The 16,758-nt window shown below is 68.6% G+C and carries 13 protein-coding genes and 2 tRNA genes; 5 read left to right on the top strand and 10 right to left on the bottom strand.

From position 1 onward, the window contains the following. The first annotated feature begins 253 nt into the window (after positions 1-253). Complete coding sequence (locus FV233_RS12610; RefSeq protein ID WP_147897675.1) at positions 254-541, top strand: MTH1187 family thiamine-binding protein; 288 nt, start codon at positions 254-256, stop codon at positions 539-541. 121 nt (positions 542-662) lie between these two features. Here FV233_RS12610 and FV233_RS12605 read toward each other — a convergent pair whose 3' ends face one another. After that, a complete protein-coding gene (locus tag FV233_RS12605; RefSeq protein ID WP_147897674.1) occupies positions 663-836 on the bottom strand; it encodes a metallothionein in 174 nt (57 codons plus the stop codon). A gap of 156 nt (positions 837-992) precedes the next feature. Here FV233_RS12605 and FV233_RS12600 point away from each other — a divergent pair, with 156 nt between their 5' ends. Beyond that, the gene (locus FV233_RS12600) at positions 993-3,311 is read left to right on the top strand and encodes an FdhF/YdeP family oxidoreductase (RefSeq protein WP_147897673.1); all 2,319 of its coding nucleotides are present in this window, start codon (positions 993-995) and stop codon (positions 3,309-3,311) included. A 48-nt stretch (positions 3,312-3,359) separates the two neighbouring features. Then, the gene (locus tag FV233_RS12595; protein ID WP_147854836.1) at positions 3,360-4,706 is read left to right on the top strand and encodes a pentapeptide repeat-containing protein; all 1,347 of its coding nucleotides are present in this window, start codon (positions 3,360-3,362) and stop codon (positions 4,704-4,706) included. A gap of 4 nt (positions 4,707-4,710) precedes the next feature. Here the strand turns inward: FV233_RS12595 and FV233_RS12590 are convergent, their stop codons facing one another. Further along, positions 4,711-5,181: a MarR family transcriptional regulator gene (locus tag FV233_RS12590; RefSeq protein ID WP_147854835.1), complete on the bottom strand. Its 471-nt coding sequence runs from the start codon at positions 5,179-5,181 to the stop codon at positions 4,711-4,713. 114 nt (positions 5,182-5,295) lie between these two features. Then, positions 5,296-6,711 (bottom strand): L-seryl-tRNA(Sec) selenium transferase, encoded by a 1,416-nt coding sequence (selA, locus tag FV233_RS12585; RefSeq protein WP_147897672.1) that lies wholly within the window; start codon positions 6,709-6,711, stop codon positions 5,296-5,298. A 266-nt stretch (positions 6,712-6,977) separates the two neighbouring features. On the opposite strand from selA, the gene FV233_RS12580 reads away from it, so the two are divergent. Further along, a complete protein-coding gene (locus FV233_RS12580) occupies positions 6,978-7,991 on the top strand; it encodes an SDR family oxidoreductase (RefSeq protein WP_147897671.1) in 1,014 nt (337 codons plus the stop codon). Further along, entirely contained in the window at positions 7,992-8,897 is a 906-nt protein-coding gene (locus FV233_RS12575; RefSeq protein ID WP_147854868.1) for an alpha/beta hydrolase, read from the top strand. It begins immediately after the preceding gene. Positions 8,898-9,006: 109 nt separating this feature from the next. On the opposite strand, the gene FV233_RS12570 is transcribed toward FV233_RS12575, so the two are convergent. From FV233_RS12570 to FV233_RS12540, 7 genes are all read right to left on the bottom strand, one after another. Then, positions 9,007-9,082 (bottom strand) — tRNA-Val (locus FV233_RS12570). Between the two features lie 49 nt (positions 9,083-9,131). After that, positions 9,132-9,854 carry an aspartate/glutamate racemase family protein gene (locus FV233_RS12565; RefSeq protein ID WP_147897670.1) on the bottom strand — a complete coding sequence of 241 codons (723 nt, stop codon included), beginning with the start codon at positions 9,852-9,854 and terminating at the stop codon, positions 9,132-9,134. A gap of 68 nt (positions 9,855-9,922) precedes the next feature. Beyond that, a complete protein-coding gene (lon, locus tag FV233_RS12560) occupies positions 9,923-12,349 on the bottom strand; it encodes an endopeptidase La (protein WP_147854866.1) in 2,427 nt (808 codons plus the stop codon). Between the two features lie 249 nt (positions 12,350-12,598). Further along, positions 12,599-13,870 carry an ATP-dependent Clp protease ATP-binding subunit ClpX gene (clpX, locus tag FV233_RS12555; RefSeq protein WP_007567156.1) on the bottom strand — a complete coding sequence of 424 codons (1,272 nt, stop codon included), beginning with the start codon at positions 13,868-13,870 and terminating at the stop codon, positions 12,599-12,601. Positions 13,871-14,054: 184 nt separating this feature from the next. Beyond that, positions 14,055-14,681, bottom strand: a complete 627-nt coding sequence (locus FV233_RS12550) for an ATP-dependent Clp protease proteolytic subunit (protein ID WP_147854865.1) — start codon at positions 14,679-14,681, stop codon at positions 14,055-14,057. Between the two features lie 125 nt (positions 14,682-14,806). Continuing rightward, a complete protein-coding gene (gene tig / locus FV233_RS12545) occupies positions 14,807-16,228 on the bottom strand; it encodes a trigger factor (RefSeq protein WP_147854864.1) in 1,422 nt (473 codons plus the stop codon). Between the two features lie 141 nt (positions 16,229-16,369). Beyond that, positions 16,370-16,454, bottom strand: a tRNA-Leu gene (locus tag FV233_RS12540). Between the last annotated feature and the right edge of the window lie 304 nt (positions 16,455-16,758).

Here is a 16,758-nt window from a genome sequence, read left to right as displayed (position 1 = left end):
GCGCTCGCTCGCGCCGAACCGGGATCCCCTGCGGCAGCGAGCGCTCCAAGTTCGGATCACCGCGATCCGGTTGATCGCGCGTGACGAACGCACGCGGACGGCATGCGCTTGGCCTTCGCCGTCCCGGGATACGGCGCAGCGGCCTCGCCGCATTGTCTGCCCGATCGGGCGCCGTCTTCGTGATATCGTACGCACCCGTCACCCGGCCGCGTCCCGCGATCCGGCACGACCGCGCCTTTTGGAAAGCATCGCCATGAAGGTATCCGCCGACCTGTGCATCGTGCCGATGGGCGTCGGCCCGTCGGTCTCGCCCTACGTGCGCGAGATCAAAGCGATCATCGAGGCGAGCGGGTTGATCGCCACGATGCATCCCAACGGCACCAACATCGAAGCCGAGTTGTCTGAGGTCTGCGCCCTGGCGGAACGCTGCGAGGCCAGGCTCGCCGAACTCGGCGTCGAGCGGACCTTCTTCACGCTGATCTTCTCCACCCGCCGGGACAAGGAGCAGTCCATGGCCGACAAGCTGGCGGCCGTCTCCTGACGGGGTGGATCGCTGTCCGCGGGAGCGTCTATCGGTCCGGCGGACAGCGGGCGCGTTGGATCAGGGACCGTGTCCTGAAGCGCCGCGCGGCGGTGGCACCGTCCGTGCGGGCGCGGGCTGCTCAGCCGTGGCAGGCGCAGCCGGCATGCTCGCAGCCGGCGTGATCCTTATGTCCGTCGGCGCATTCATCACAGCAATAGGCCTTGCCGTCCCGCGACACCGCCTTGGTCAATGAGACCACGCACACGCAGTCCTGGCAGGCGCATTTCACCATCTCGACGTCGATGCTGGCCATGATCTTCTCCTGGGACGAGTCATTCGCCGCCTCAGGGTAGCGCCGCGGGACCCGGGGCGGAAGCCGATCGGCGCCGCGGTGACGCGCCCGTGATCCGACCTGCATCCTCGCGCGTTCCCTCCGGTCCGGACGCTGGCGTTCCGGGAGGAGGACGGCATGACCGACCAGAACACCGGCGACGTACGGATCGAACCCTACGACGGCCCGGCGGGCGGCTGGGGCTCGGCGCGCTCCCTCGTGGAGATCCTGACCCGCGAGGGCGTTCCGGTCACCGGCTCGGCGATGCTGGTCAAGCAGAACAAGCCCGACGGCTTCATGTGTGTGTCGTGTGCCTGGGCGAAGCCGGCCAAGCCCCTGGCCTTCGAGTATTGCGAGAACGGCGCCAAGGCGACCGCCTGGGAACAGACCCGCCGCCGGGCGACCCCGGACTTCTTTGCCGCCCACACCGTCACCGAATTGCTCGGCTGGAGCGACTACGCGCTGGAAGAGCAGGGCCGCCTTACCCATCCGATGCGCTACGATCCCGAGGCCGACCGGTACCGGCCCGTCTCGTGGGGGGAGGCCTTCGCAGAGATCGGACGGGAGTTGAAGGCCTTGCGCGAAGAGGACCCGAAATCCGCGGTGTTCTACGCCTCCGGCCGGGCTTCGCTCGAGACCAGCTACATGTGGGCGCTGCTCGCCCGGCTGTACGGCAACAACAACCTGCCCGACTCCTCCAACATGTGCCACGAGCCGACCTCGGTGGCGCTGCCGCAATCGATCGGGGCGCCGGTCGGCACGGTGCTGCTGGAGGATTTCGAGGCCACCGACCTGATCTTCTTCTTCGGCCAGAATGTCGGATCGAACGCGCCCCGGATGCTCCACCCGCTCCAGGAGGCCCGGCGGCGGGGGGCACAGATCATCACCTTCAACCCGCTGCGCGAGCGCGGGCTGGAACGCTTCACCAACCCGCAATCGCCGGTGGAAATGCTGACGCGCTCGGCGACCAAGATCTCGACGCAGTATCACCAGGTCAAAGCCGGCGGCGACCTCGCGGCGCTCACCGGCCTGTGCAAGTCCCTGCTCGCCATGGACCGGGAGGCCACCGCATCGGGCCGTCCCGCCATCCTCGACCACGCCTTCATCGCCGAGCACACGCACGGCTTCGCGGAGTTCGTGGCGTTCTGCGATCGGGAGGATTGGACCGCGATCGAGCGTCGCTCCGGCCTCACGCGCCCGGCCCTAGAAGCCGCGGCCGCAGCCTACGCCCGCGCCAAGGCGGTGATCGGCATCTACGGGATGGGGCTGACCCAGCACCGCAAGGGCACCGAGACGGTGCGGATGCTGGTGAACCTGCTGCTGATGCGCGGCAATATCGGTAAGCCCGGAGCCGGGATCTGCCCGGTGCGCGGCCACTCGAACGTGCAGGGCCAGCGCACGGTCGGCATCACCGAGAAGCCGGAGCTGGCGCCACTCGACAAGCTCAAGGAGCTGTACGACTTCGAGCCGCCGCGGGAGAAGGGCCTGAACACGGTCGAGACCTGCGAGGGGATCCTGGACGGCAGCGTCCGAGCCTTCGTCAGCCTCGGCGGCAACTTCCTGCGGGCGATCCCCGATACCGGGCGGATGGAGCCCGCCTGGCGCCGGCAGCGCCTCACCGTCCAGATCTCAACCAAGCTCAACCGCTCGCACCTGGTGAACGGGGACGTGGCCTTCATCCTCCCATGCCTCGGCCGCATCGAGGTCGACCGGCAGGCGACCGGCCCGCAGGCGGTCTCGATGGAGGATTCGACCGCGCGCTTCCACGGCTCCCGGGGCGTGGCCGACCCGGTCGGCCCGGAGGTGCGCTCCGAGCCCTGGATCGTCGCCGAGATCGCCAAGGCCTCAGTGCCGCCGAACCCGCGGATCGACTGGGATGCGTGGGTGGCCGATTACGGCCGGGTGCGCGACGCCATCGAGGCGACCTACCCCAAGGTGTTCCACGACCTGAACGGGCAGATGTTCCGGCCGGGCGGGATCACCAAGCCGCTGGGCGCCCGGGACCGGAAGTGGGAGACCGAGACCGGAAAGGCGAACTTTTCGGTGCCGGAGGGGCTGGAGGCCGATCCGGACCTGCCGAAGCATGGGCCCGACGTGCTCGACCTGATCACGCTGCGCTCGAACGACCAGTTCAACACCACGGTCTACGGGTACGACGACCGCTTCCGCGGCGTAAAGGGCACCCGCGACATCCTGTTCATGAACCGGACCGACATCGCCCGGCTCGGGCTGAAGGACGGCGGCTCCGTCGATGTCGAGGCGGTGGCCGGCGACCAGGTCAAACGACGCGTCAGCAGCCTGCGGGTGATCGCCTACGACATCCCGCAGGGGAATTGCGGCGGCTATTATCCGGAGCTGAACGTGCTGTTGCCCCTGTGGCATCACGACGAGCAGTCCAAGACGCCGGCCGCCAAAGCCATCACGGTGCGGGTCAGCGCGGCGATGCCGACGACCTGAGCCCGGGGGGATCTGGCGCGGCGCCGTTCTCTCCGGCAAAGAGCCGGGATGGATCAGGTCACGCCCCGAAACGTGGAGCCGCGCCTGCGCGGTCTCCTGGACCTGATCGCCTCCGGCACGCCCCTGCGCGAGCCGGGCCTCGATCTCGCGCATGTCGACGCTGGCGCTCATGCGCTGGCCGAACTGGATGCGGCACGGGCCGACCCCGAATCCGGCGGCTTGTCCCTGGCGGGTTCGGATCTGTCCCGCGCCCGGATGGAGGAGGCCGACCTGTCGGGCGCGAACCTGCGCCGGGCGAGCCTCACCGGGGCGGTCGGGCGCTCGACCCGCTTCGTCGGGGCGATCCTGGAGGAGGCCGACCTGTCCGAGGCCGACCTCTCGGGCGCGGATTTCGCCGGCATCGTGGCGGGCCAGGTCAAGCTCTCCGCCGCTATGCTGGAGGATGCCCGCTTCGGGCAGGCGGCGATGCGCTTCGCGGACCTGTCGGGGGCGCTCCTCGACGGGGCCAACTTCACGGATGCCGACCTCTGGGGCGCCGACTTTTCCGGAGCCGACGCGGACGACACGGTGTTCCGCAACGCGCGGCTCGACGAGGCCAAGCTCGCCGACGCCAACCTGACCCACGCGGATTTCGAGGGTGCCAGCCTGGCCAAGGCGACGCTGGCCGGCTCGCGCCTGCGCGGCGCCAAGTTCACCGGGGCGAAGCTCGACGGCGCGGACCTATCCGGTGCCGACCTGTCGGACACGGATCTCGTCCGGCTCAACCTCGCCACCTGCCGGCTGCGGCACGCACGCTTCGCCGGGGCATGGCTCAACGGTACCCGGATGAGCGTCGAGCAGCTCGGCGGCGCCGTCGGCGAGGAGGTGGCGGGCGCCTACGAGCTGGCGCAGGCGAGCTACCTCGCCCTGGAGCAGAACTGGAAGAGCATCGGCAGCCACGATGCGGCGAGCTGGGCCTACAAGCGCGGCCGCCGCATGGGTCGTGTCCATGCCGGACAACAGGCACGCGCCGCATGGGTCGAGCGAGACGGGGCCGGGATCCTGCGCCACGGCTACCGCTGGACCGCCGACCGCTTCGTCGAGTGGCTGTGCGACTACGGCGAGAGCCTGTCGCGCATCGCCCGGGCCTTCGCGTTGCTGATCGTCGTGTTCGCCGGCCTGTTCGGGCTGACCGGCGGCCTGATCGTGCTTGAGGGTCCCGAGGCGGGGCCGACCTACAACCCGATCGACCTGATGAGCTACAGCGCGCTCAACATGATGACGGCCAACCCGCCGGAGATCGGCCTTAAGCCGACCGGCCGGGTGACCAACCTGCTGGTCGGCCTCGAAGGCGCGGCCGGGATCATCCTCATGGGCCTCTACGGCTTCGTGCTGGGCAACCGCCTCCGCCGGTGAGCCGTCAGTCGTTGACGCTCAGCCGCTCGATCAGGATGCCGAGATCCCTGCGCAGCGCGCGCATCTCGGGCTCGCTCAGTTCCAGCTGGCACATCACGCTCTCGCGCACCGTGACCGCCTCCGAACGGAGCGCCGCGCCCTGGGGCGTCAGGGCAATCTCGACCTCGCGCTCGTCGGACTGACGCCGGGTCCGGACCAGGAAGCCCGCGCTCTCCAGCCGCTTCAGCACCGGCGTGAGCGTGCCGGAATCGAGCCTGAGCCGCCGGCCGATCTCCGAGACCGTCACGCCGTCCTGCTCCCACAGAACCAGCAGCACGAGATATTGCGGATAGGTCAGCCCGAGCCGCTCCAGAAGCGGCCGGTAAGACTTCGTCATCCGGTGCGCGGCCGCGTAGAGCGCGTAGCAAAGCTGGTTATCGAGCAGGAGTGGATCTGTTGCCTGCTCTGCCTCGATCGTGTCCACAGAATACGACATGTTGCTCGCCCATCGCGGTCCGAGTGCCGCTTGTCTCGCACCGCGACCGCGGGTTGGCCCTTCTAGCATAACACGCTGAGCGTGCGTGCAAGCTCCCGCTCCACGCTCGGTTTCTCAACAACTCCGGGCCCCTGGCGCTCCGTCACCTGACGATGACATGTGCGATAGGCTGTCCAGCAGCCCGGTCTCGTCCTCGAGGGTCCGCAGGTCGAGCAGGACGGCATCGCCGCTGATGCGGCCGATCACCGGCACCGGCAATCCGCGCAGGCGTTCGGCCAGGCGCTTGCAGCGCCCCCCGGCTCCGCGGCGCCCGCCCTCGCCATCCGGCACCAGCACCAGGGCGGCGCTGGGCAAGGTCTCCACCGGCAGCGCACCGGACCCGATCTGGCTGATGCACGCGTCGACCGAGACCGTGGCCCAGCCGGACAGCCGCTCGGAAACCGCCGGCGCGAGGGCCCGGGCCTGCGCGTCGACCGCCGCGCGCGGTCGGGTGAGCAGCCGCAGGGTCGGCAACTCCTCGGCCAGCCGCTCGGGATGCAGGTAGAGCCGTAGCACCGCCTCCAGGGCCGCGTAGGTCATCTTGTCCACTCGCAGCGCCCGCTTCAGCGGGTTCTTGCGCACCCGGGCGATCAGGTCCTTCCGTCCGGCCATGATCCCGCACTGGACGGCACCGAGGAGCTTGTCGCCGCTGAAGGTCACGATGTCGGCGCGCGCCAGCGCGGCCCGGACGGTGGGCTCCGGGGGCAGGCCGTAGGCCGCGAGGTCGACGAGGCTGCCGCTGCCGAGATCCTCCGCCAGCGGCACGCCCTGTTCCCGGCAGAGGGCGTGGAGCGCGACCGGGTCCGCCTCGGCGGTGAAGCCGGTGATTGCGTAGTTGCTCGGATGCACCTTCATGACCAGGCCGGTGCGCGGTCCCAGGGCGTCGGCGAAATCGCGCAGATGGGTCCGATTGGTGGTGCCGACCTCGCGCAGGCGGCAGCCGGCGCGGACCATCACGTCGGGCACCCGGAACGAGCCGCCGATCTCCACCAGCTCGCCGCGCGAGACCACCACCTCCTTGCGCATCGCCAGGGCGTTCAGCACCAGCAGGACCGCGGCGGCATTGTTGTTGACGACCACCGCGGCCTCGGCCCCGGTCAGGCGGCAGATCAGGCCCTCGACGTGGTCGTCGCGCTCGCCCCGTGCCCCGGTGGCGAGATCGAATTCGAGGTTGCTCGCCTGGACCATCACGGCGGCCACGGCCTCGGCGGCGGAGCGCGGCAGGAGCGCCCGGCCGAGATTGGTGTGCAGCACCGTGCCGGTGAGGTTGAAGACCGGCCGCAGGGACACCCGCCGCTCGGCCGCAAGGTTTTGCGCAACCGCCTCACGGATCGCCGCCTCGTCCGGCACGGAGCCCCCCTCCGCACGGATCCCGGCGAGGACGGCCCGCACGGCTGCGGTGACGGCCGTGCGCCCATAGGCGGTGAGCATTTCCTCCGCGGCCCCGCCGACGAGACGTTCCACCGACGGGATCCGGCGCGGAATCCGCATCGTATCTTCGGTTGCGTCTTCGGGGGTCGGGCAGGCTGTCACTGAGGATGTCATGGTCCGCACAGAGATAAGGATGCCCGCGCCGAGGACTACCCCGCCACGCTGCACGCGATCCCCCAGGATCAGCCGGGCGACGGCGACGCCTGCGACGCGATCACCCCCGACCAAGGCGGAACCGTACGGACCGACGGGCGACTAACCTCATGCGCGTGAACGCGCCGGCGTCGCATGGCCGGCCGCGCGGATCGCAGATGTGGGGAAGAGCGATGAAGCACAAGCCGCTCCGCGAGCAGGTCGTGGTGATCACCGGCGCATCGTCCGGCATCGGCCTCGCGACCGCCCGGATGGCGGCCGGGCGCGGCGCCCGGGTCGTGCTGGCCGCCCGCAGCGGCGACGCGCTGGCCAAGATCCAGGCCGAGATCGAGGGCGTCGGCGGCAAGGCGCTCCACGTCGTCGCCGATGTCGGCAACCGGGCCGAGGTCCAGGCGATCGCCGACCGGGCGGTCGCGACGTTCGGCGGCTTCGACACCTGGGTGAACGTCGCGGGCGCGTCGATCTACGGCCGCCTCCGCGAGATCAGCGACGAAGACCATCAGCGCCTGATCCAGACCAATCTCTGGGGCACGATCTACGGGTCCCTGGTCGCCGTTGAGCACCTGAACAAGCAGGGCGGCGCACTGATCAACGTCGGCAGCATCGCGTCCGATCTCGCCTTCCCGTTCCAGGGCATGTACGCGGCCTCGAAGCACGCCGTGAAGGGCTTCACCGACGCCCTACGCATGGAACTGATGGTCGAGGACGCGCCGATCTCGGTGACGCTGGTCAAGCCGGCCTCGATCGACACCCCCCTGCCCCAGCGCGCGCGCAACTACATGGACCGCGAGCCGAGTCTGCCGCCGCCGATCTACCCGCCCGAGGAAGTCGCCAACGCGATCCTGCACGCAGCCGTACACCCGCAGCGCGACATCTTCGTCGGCGGCGCCGGCAAGGCCTTCGTGGCCGGCAAGGAATTCGCCCCCGGCGCCTACGATTACATGGCCCCCGCGATCATCGCGATGCAGAAGCGCGGCATCCCGCCCCGTGACCCGTCCGGCGCCCTGCACGCACCGGTCTCGGCCGGCCTCACCCGCGGCGACCCGCCGGTCTACGTGATGCGCACGAGCGCCTACACCCGGGCGAGCCTGCACCCGCTCGCCACGGCGGCCGGTCTGCTCGGGGTCGGCACGGTGGCGGCTCTGGCCCTGCTCGGATCGGCCCCCGGCCGCAGGAAGCGCCTGTAATTGGCTTTCACGGCAGCAACCCTCCCCGGCCCGGCCCAGCCGTCGCCGGGCGAGCGCGCCGATCCTCGGATCGTTCCGCGCCGGTTCGTTCACCTCCCGGACGACCGGACCATCGCGTATGCAGAGACCGGCGTAGGCCCCGACCTCGTGGCGATCCACGGCACGCTGATGTGCCTGGAGGATCAATGGCTCGGCCCGGTGCCGGCGCTCGCCAAGCATTTCCGAGTGGTCGCCGTCGACCGCCCCGGCCATGGGTTCAGCCTGCGCCCGCGCGGATCCGGGGCAGACATCTGGGATCAGGCTAAGCAGATCCGGGACGCGATGCAGCGGCTGGGCTTGAAGCGACCGGTGATCCTGGGTCACTCGTTCGGCGGCGCGGTCGCCCTCGCCTACGGGATGCTCTACCCGGGCGAGATCACCGGTATCGTCTCCCTGGCCCCGATCTGCTTCCCAGAGCTGCGCCTCGAGCAGATGCTATTCGGACCGCGGGCGCTGCCGTTCGGCGGGGATCTCCTCACCCGGGCCCTGAGCGCGTCGAGCGATCCGGCGCTGCTGCCGCTGCTGTGGCACGCGATGTTCCTGCCCCAGGCGATGCCAGAGCGGTTCCGCACCGACTTCCCGTTCGCGCTGGCCGGGCGGGCCGCGCAGATCACCGCCGAGGGGGAGGATGCCGGCTGGCTCTGGCCGGCCCTGACCCGCAGCGTGGTGGGCTACCCCAAACTCAGCGTTCCAACCCGCATCCTCTGCGGCGGCGCCGACATCGTGGTGAATGCGTACCTGCACGGGGCCGCCGCCGCCCGGATGATCCCGGGCGCGACCTTCGACTTGCTGCCCGGTGCCGGTCACATGTTCCCGCACATTGATGCTGCTGCGGTCGTACGGGCGGCTCGATCGATCGGGGGTTAGACTCCGTCTGGGTGTCTTTACGGAAGTCCGGCGCTCACTTCGTAGCCCAGGTCGATGGGGGGGTGCGGACCTCGGCCCAGGGAACCGTCGCTGCCGCGCCCGGTAGCGCTGGTGGGCGGTGAGGGACTCGAACCCCCGACCCTCTCCGTGTAAAGGAGACGCTCTACCAACTGAGCTAACCGCCCGGCGGCCGACCGTTACGGCATGGGGTCGGTACGGCGCAAGGGGCTGCCGTCAGGGTGCCGCAAGCCGACGGGACAGGGCGGGCGTGAGGCCCAGGCTCTCCATCGGCATCGGGCGCGCTGCCGGAGCGGCAGGCGCCATCGCGGCGGCCAGGACCGCGCGGGTGCCGGCTTCCACGGAACAGATCAAGGGGCATGGGGCCTGCGGTTCGAGCCGCCGCGCCAGCCCGGCGAGGCCGGCGCCCCCGAGGATTACCGTGTTCGCTCCGGCCGCATGGCAGTCGCGACAGGCGTGCGCCAGGATGCCGAGGGCGCCGTCCGGATCCCGGGCGATGTCGCCTCCTGTCGGCGCCACCGTGGCGATGGCCGCGAGCTTGTCGGACAGGCCGAGGGTGGCGACGAACTCCCGGAGCATCGGGTCCCACGCCGTCCCCCCCGTGACGATGCCGAACGCCCCTGAGGCGGCGGCCTCTCGGCAGGCCGCCTCCGCCATGCCGACGACCGGCACGGCCGACAGCTCCCGCAGGGCGAACAAGCCCGGATCGCCGAAGCAGGCGAGGTAGACCGCGTCGCAGGCATCCCCATGCTCGGCCAGGGCGTCGAGGGCGGCATGGCCCGCGATGGCCGAGGCCGCGCGGCTCGCGATATAGCGCGCGCCGAACCGGCCCGTGACGGCCCGCAGGTCCGCGCGACCGTCGATCTGGCGGCGCACGTGATCCGCCACGAGGTCGGTGACGGCCTGACTGGTGTTGGGGTTGATCAGCAGGATGCGCATGTCGGCCGGTCCCACGAAAAAGCCCCCGGAGCAGGCTCCGGGGGCTGTCGCATCGGTTCAATTATCGATCAGTGGGCGATGAACGCCGCGCCGTCCTCTTCCGTCCGGGCGGGCTTGGCCACGGGCAGCGGCTCCTCCCACTCGATGGCGACCGGAGCCCGCACCAGCGCCCGCTCCAGCACCTGATCCATCCGGGAGACCGGGATGATCTCCAGCCCGTTCTTCACGCTGTCGGGCACCTCGGCGATGTCCTTGGCGTTCTCCTCGGGGATCAGCACCGTCTTGATGCCGCCGCGCAGAGCCGCGAGCAGCTTCTCCTTGAGGCCGCCGATCGGCAGGACCCGACCGCGGAGCGTCACCTCGCCGGTCATCGCGATATCGCGACGGACCGCGATGCCGGTCAGCGTCGAGACGATGGCGGTGGCCATCGCGATGCCGGCGGACGGCCCGTCCTTCGGGGTCGCCCCCTCCGGCACGTGGACGTGGATGTCGCGACGCTCGAACAGCGGCGGCTCGATCCCGAAGTCTATGGCCCGCGAGCGCACGTAGGATGCGGCCGCAGAGATCGACTCCTTCATCACGTCCTTCAGGTTGCCCGTGACGGTCATCTTGCCCTTGCCGGGCATCATGACACCCTCGATCGTCAGCAACTCGCCGCCGACCTCGGTCCAGGCCAGACCCGTGACCACTCCGACCTGATCGTCCGCATCGATCTCGCCGTAGCGGAACTTCGGCGGACCGAGGAAGACCGGAAGGGTATCCGCGTTCACCACCACCGACTTGGTCTTGGTGATCAGGATCTCCTTCACCGCCTTGCGGATCAGGTTGGACAGCTCGCGCTCCAGGTTACGGACGCCGGCTTCCCGCGTGTAGCGGCGAACCAGCATCATCAGGCTGTCGTCGTCGATCGACCACTCGTGCGTCCCGAGGCCGTGCTTCTTCAGGGCGTTCGGGATCAGGTGCTTGCGCGCAATCTCGACCTTCTCCTCCTCGGTGTACCCGGCGATGCGGATCACCTCCATGCGGTCCATGAGCGGACCGGGGATGTTGAGGGTGTTGGCCGTGGTCACGAACATCACGTTCGAGAGGTCGTAGTCCACCTCCAGGTAGTGGTCGTTGAAGGTGCTGTTCTGCTCGGGGTCCAGAACCTCGAGGAGAGCCGCCGACGGATCGCCGCGGAAATCCATGCCCATCTTATCGATCTCGTCGAGCAGGATAAGCGGGTTCGAGGTCTTGGCCTTGCGCATCGACTGCACGATCTTGCCGGGCATCGAGCCGATATAGGTCCGACGGTGACCCCGGATCTCAGCCTCGTCCCGCACGCCGCCGAGCGACATGCGCACGAACTCGCGCCCCGTCGCCTTCGCGATGGACTTGCCCAGCGAGGTCTTGCCGACGCCGGGGGGACCGACGAGGCACAGGATTGGGCCGGTGAGCTTGTTCGCCCGTTGCTGCACGGCGAGGTACTCGACGATCCGCTCCTTGACCTTGTCGAGGCCGAAGTGATCCTCGTCCAGCAGGGTCTGGGCGCCGAGCAGATCCTTCTTGATCTTCGAGCGCTTGCCCCACGGGATGCCGAGCATCCAATCGAGATAGTTGCGCACCACGGTGGCCTCGGCCGACATCGGCGACATCTGCCGGAGCTTCTTCAGCTCGGCCGTCGCCTTGTCGCGCGCCTCCTTGGTGAACTTGGTCTTCTCGATCTTCTCCTCCAGCTCGGCCAGCTCGTCGCGGCCGTCCTCGGAGTCGCCCAGCTCCTTCTGGATCGCCTTCATCTGCTCGTTCAGGTAGTACTCGCGCTGGGTCTTCTCCATCTGCCGCTTGACGCGGGTCCGGATGCGCTTCTCCACCTGGAGCACGGAGATCTCGCTCTCCATCAGCGACAGCACGCGCTCGAGGCGCTGCGCCACCGTCGGCGTCTCGAGGATACCCTGCTTGTCGGAGATCTTGACGAGCAGATGAGAGCCGATCGTGTCGGCGAGCTTCGAGGGCTCGTCGATCTGGGTCACGGCCGAGACGACCTCCGGGGAGATCTTCTTGTTGAGCTTGACGTAGTTCTCGAACTCCGAGAGCACCGAGCGCGCGAGCGCCTCGGCCTCGACGCGGTCGCCGAGTTCGTCGTGCAGGGCCTCGGCAGTGGCCTCGTAATACTCGTCCGAGCGGGTGAAGCCCGTGACCTTGGCGCGGCCGATGCCCTCGACCAGCACCTTCACGGTCCCATCGGGGAGCTTCAGGAGCTGCAATACGGAGGCGAGGGTGCCGATCTTGTAGATCGCGTCGGTCGCCGGATCGTCGTCACCCGCATTGATCTGGGTGGCGAGCAGGATGTGGCGATCGGTGCGCACCGCCTCTTCGAGGGCGCGGATCGATTTCTCGCGGCCGACGAACAGGGGCACGATCATGTGCGGGAAGACGACGATGTCGCGCAGGGGGAGGACGGCGTAGGAACCCGTCGAGCCCGGGACAACCGGCTGGCGCGATTTCGACTGTGTCATGGGGGACTTCCTCTCAGGGACGCCCAGCTTCGATCCCCTCATCGATGAGGCGAACCGCTGCCAGGGGCCGACCGGGCCGCGAGGGTCGGGATTGTCGTGGACTTTGCGGCTGGCGACGCGGACCGTTCCTCGAAGGAGCGAGCGGCCACCGCGATGAGCCTGAGGTGGCTGCGGGGTCCACCGTTTTCAAGATGTTCCCCGCGGCGCACCCGGCCGGAGCCGGGTGCTTAACGCAACCCCGCCAAGCGCTTACGCGCTGACGCTGGCGGGCGCTTCCTTGTTGCGGTCGCCGTGGATGTAGAGCGGGCGCGACTTGCCCTCGACCACCTCCGGACCGATGACGACCTGCTCCACCGATTCGAGACCGGGCAGGTCGTACATCGTGTCGAGCAGGATGGTCTCCAGGATCGACCGCAGGCCACGGGCGCCGGTCTTGCGCTCGATCGCCTTGCGGGCGACCAGCGAAAGCGCATCGTCCTGGAAGGTCAGGTCGACGTTCTCCATCTCGAACAGCCGCTGGTACTGCTTCACCAGGGCGTTCTTCGGCTCCTGAAGGATCTTCTTCAGCGCAGCCTCGTCGAGATCCTCGAGGGTCGCCAGGACCGGCAGACGGCCGACGAACTCGGGGATGAGGCCGAACTTCAACAGATCCTCGGGCTCCACCGAGCGGAAGATCTCGCCGGTGCGACGGTCGTCGGGAGCCTGCACGCTGGCGCCGAAACCGATCGAGGTGCCCTTGCCGCGTTGGGAGATGATCCGCTCCAGCCCCGCGAAGGCGCCGCCGCAGATGAACAGGATGTTGGTGGTGTCGACCTGCAGGAACTCCTGCTGCGGGTGCTTGCGTCCGCCCTGCGGCGGCACGGAGGCGACCGTGCCCTCCATGATCTTCAGGAGCGCCTGCTGCACGCCTTCGCCCGACACGTCCCGGGTGATCGACGGATTGTCCGACTTACGCGAGATCTTGTCGATCTCATCGATGTAGACGATGCCGCGCTGCGCCCGCTCGACGTTGTAATCCGAGGCCTGGAGCAGCTTGAGGATGATGTTTTCCACATCCTCGCCGACGTAGCCCGCCTCGGTCAGCGTCGTGGCGTCCGCCATGGTGAACGGCACATCCAGAATGCGGGCGAGCGTCTGCGCGAGCAGCGTCTTGCCCGAGCCGGTCGGCCCGATCAGCATGATGTTGGACTTAGCCAACTCGACGTCGTTGTGCTTCGTCGCGTGCGCGAGCCGCTTGTAGTGGTTGTGCACCGCGACCGAGAGGACCTTCTTGGCGAAATCCTGGCCGATGACGTAATCGTCGAGGACGCGCCGGATCTCCTTCGGGGTGGGCACCCCGTCGCGGCTCTTCACCAGCGAGGATTTCGACTCCTCGCGGATGATGTCCATGCACAGCTCGACGCACTCGTCGCAGATGAACACGGTCGGGCCGGCGATCAGCTTGCGGACCTCGTGCTGGCTCTTGCCGCAGAACGAGCAATACAGCGTGCTCTTGGAGTCGTTGCCGCCAGTCTTGCTCATATCGGTCTCCGATTCGTCGCGTACGCAGCCGGCTAAGGGCGCACGCGCATCGCTTCAACGTAAGGGGGCCCGCTTAAAGAAACAGTATGCTGCGCGTCTTTGACCGATGGGCCCTGTCATCGGATGCAAACACGCTGCCGCGGCGGGATCAAGGCCACGCCGCGGCGGTCAGGCGACGCAACCGTCAGGCGGCGGCGGGCTCGGGACGCTTCTGGATGACCTCGTCGATGAGGCCGAACTCCTTGGCCGCATCCGCGGTCATGAAATTGTCGCGCTCCAGCGCGGTCTCAATGGCCGCATAATCACGGCCGGTATGCTTCACGTAGATCTCGTTCAGGCGCCGCTTCAGCGCCTCGATCTCGCGGGCATGGATCAGGATGTCGGTGGCCTGTCCCTGGAAGCCGCCGGAGGGCTGGTGGACCATGATCCGGGCGTTCGGCAGGGCGAAGCGGTGGCCCGGCTCGCCGGCGGTGAGCAGCAGGGAGCCCATCGAGGCGGCCTGGCCGACGCAGAGCGTCGTAACCGGGCAACGGATGAACTGCATCGTGTCGTAGATCGACAGGCCCGAGGTCACGACGCCGCCGGGGGAATTGATATAGAAGGAAATTTCCTTCTTGGGGTTCTCAGCCTCGAGAAACAGAAGCTGCGCCACGATCAGCGACGCACCGTAATCCTCCACGGGACCGGTGAGGAAGATGATGCGCTCGCGCAGGAGACGGGAGTAGATGTCGAAGGCGCGCTCGCCGCGGCTCGACTGCTCGACGACCATCGGCACGAGTGCGTTGTTGTAGACGTCGATCGGATCTCTCATCTCGTCCTGCCCAGAATGAGGCCCGGGGCTGCCGCGAATCAGGGCAGCCCGGGCATGTCAGCGAACACTGGCGATGCTTAACCATCGCCTAACCCTATGCCCGCCGTCCTGGGACAGTGCGGGGCTCAGTCGGCCTTTGCCTCGGCGTTAGACTCGTCCTTGGCCTCGGCCTTGTCTGCCGGCTTCTCGCCGGTCGTGTCGTCGTCATCCTCATCGGCGAAAAGCGTCTCTTTCGAGACCGGCTCCTCGACGAGTTTGACCTGACCGAGGACGTGGTCAACCACCTTCTCCTCGAACAGCGGCGCCCGAAGCTCGGCGAGCGCCTGCGGGTTCTTGCGGTAGAAGTCCCACACCTGCTGCTCCTGGCCCGGGAACTGCCGGACCCGAGCGATGAGGGCCTGGTTCACCTCCTCGTCGGAAACCTTGATATCGGCGCTCTCGCCGACCTGCGCAAGCACGAGTCCGAGCCGGACGCGACGCTCGGCGATCTTCCGGTAGTCGGCCTGGGCCTTCTCCTCGGTGGTGTCCTCGTCCTCGAAGCTCTTGCCGCGGGCCTTGAGGTCCTGCTCGACCTGGGCCCAGACGCTGGCGAATTCCTGCGCGACCAGGGAGGGCGGCAGTTCGAAGGCGTACTTGCCGTCCAGGGCGTCCAGGAGTTCCTTCTTCAGCTTGCGCCGCGAGGCCGCCTCGAAGTCGCCGCCGATCGCCTTGGCGATCGCCTCGCGCAGCTTCTCGAGCGATTCCATGCCGAGCGACTTGGCGAACTCGTCATCGATCTTGGCTTCGCCGGCCGCCTGGATCTTTGTGACGGTCACGTCGAACTCGGCATCCTTGCCGGCGAGCTGCTCGGCCCCGTAGGCCTCCGGGAAGGTGGCCTTCACGACCCGCTTGTCGCCGACCTTGGCGCCGACCAGCTGCTCCTCGAAGCCGGGGATGAACGAGCCGGAGCCGAGTTCCAGGTCGATGCCCTCGCCCTTGCCACCCTGGAATTCCTCGCCGTCGATGCGGCCGACGAAATCGATGGTGACGCGGTCGCCATCCTGGGCCTCGGCGCCCTCCTCCCGCTCGCTGAACGGGCGGCTCTGGCCGGCCATGCGCTGCAGGGCCTCATCGACCTCGGACTCCTCGGGCTTCGCGACGAGCTTCTTGAGGCTGACATCGGAGAGGTCCGCCAACTCGAAGTTCGGCATCACCTCGAGGGCGACCTTGAAGGCCAGGTCGGCCTTGGCGTCGAGCGCCTTCTCGATCTCGGCCTGGTCGGTCGGGAACTCGACCTGCGGCTCGAGGGCGAGCTTGAGATCGTTGTCGGCCACGATCTTGCGGTTCGCCTCGTTGACCGCGTTCTGCACCACCTCGGCCATGACGGACCGGCCATAGACCTTGCGCAGATGCGCCACCGGGACCTTGCCGGGGCGGAAGCCCTTCAGCTGGACCTTGTCCTTCATGCCGGAGAGCTCGGTATTCAGGCGCTCCTCGAGTTCCTGGGCGGCCAGCAGCACCTGAAACTCGCGCTTCAGACCCTGGGCGTTGATCTCGGTCACCTGCATCGTCGTCGTCGCTCTTCAAAAGACCTTGTGGTCGCCGGCCGGGCCGGCGTCGTGCGGCTTGGTCGCGGGGTCCGGGATACGACGGTGTCGGATACGGGGATGAGGCGGCCCCGAACGGGACCGCGCCATCTGGAAGCGTCCTGGTGCGGGCGGAGGGGCTCGAACCCCCACGTCTTGCGACACTGGAACCTAAATCCAGCGCGTCTACCAGTTCCGCCACGCCCGCGCGCGCCGACACCCGGCGCGTCGCCGGCCGCCGGAAGCGCGCCCTATAGCATGGGCCGCACGGCTCGCAGCAAAAAACTTGACCTCCCGTGGCGGCGGTGGCGCGCACGCGGGCACGCCGCTATCTAGCCGAGCCCACAATGCGTGCCGCCGTCGAGATCCCATGACCTCATCCCGCCCCGTGCCGCCGACCGATCCGCGCGCCGGCCCGCCGTCGCGCCGGACCCTGCTCGCCACGGCGGCCGCGTTCGGGCTGATGCCGGAGGCGGGGCGGGCCCAGGCACCCGGGGCGGGCTCGGCGACAC

It is taken from the genome of Methylobacterium sp. WL7 (genome assembly GCF_008040085.1).
In the GTDB taxonomy this organism is placed as follows: Bacteria; Pseudomonadota; Alphaproteobacteria; order Rhizobiales; family Beijerinckiaceae; genus Methylobacterium; species Methylobacterium mesophilicum.
Note: the sequence above shows the minus strand (reverse complement) of the source record. Positions and strands in the feature narration are given on the sequence as shown.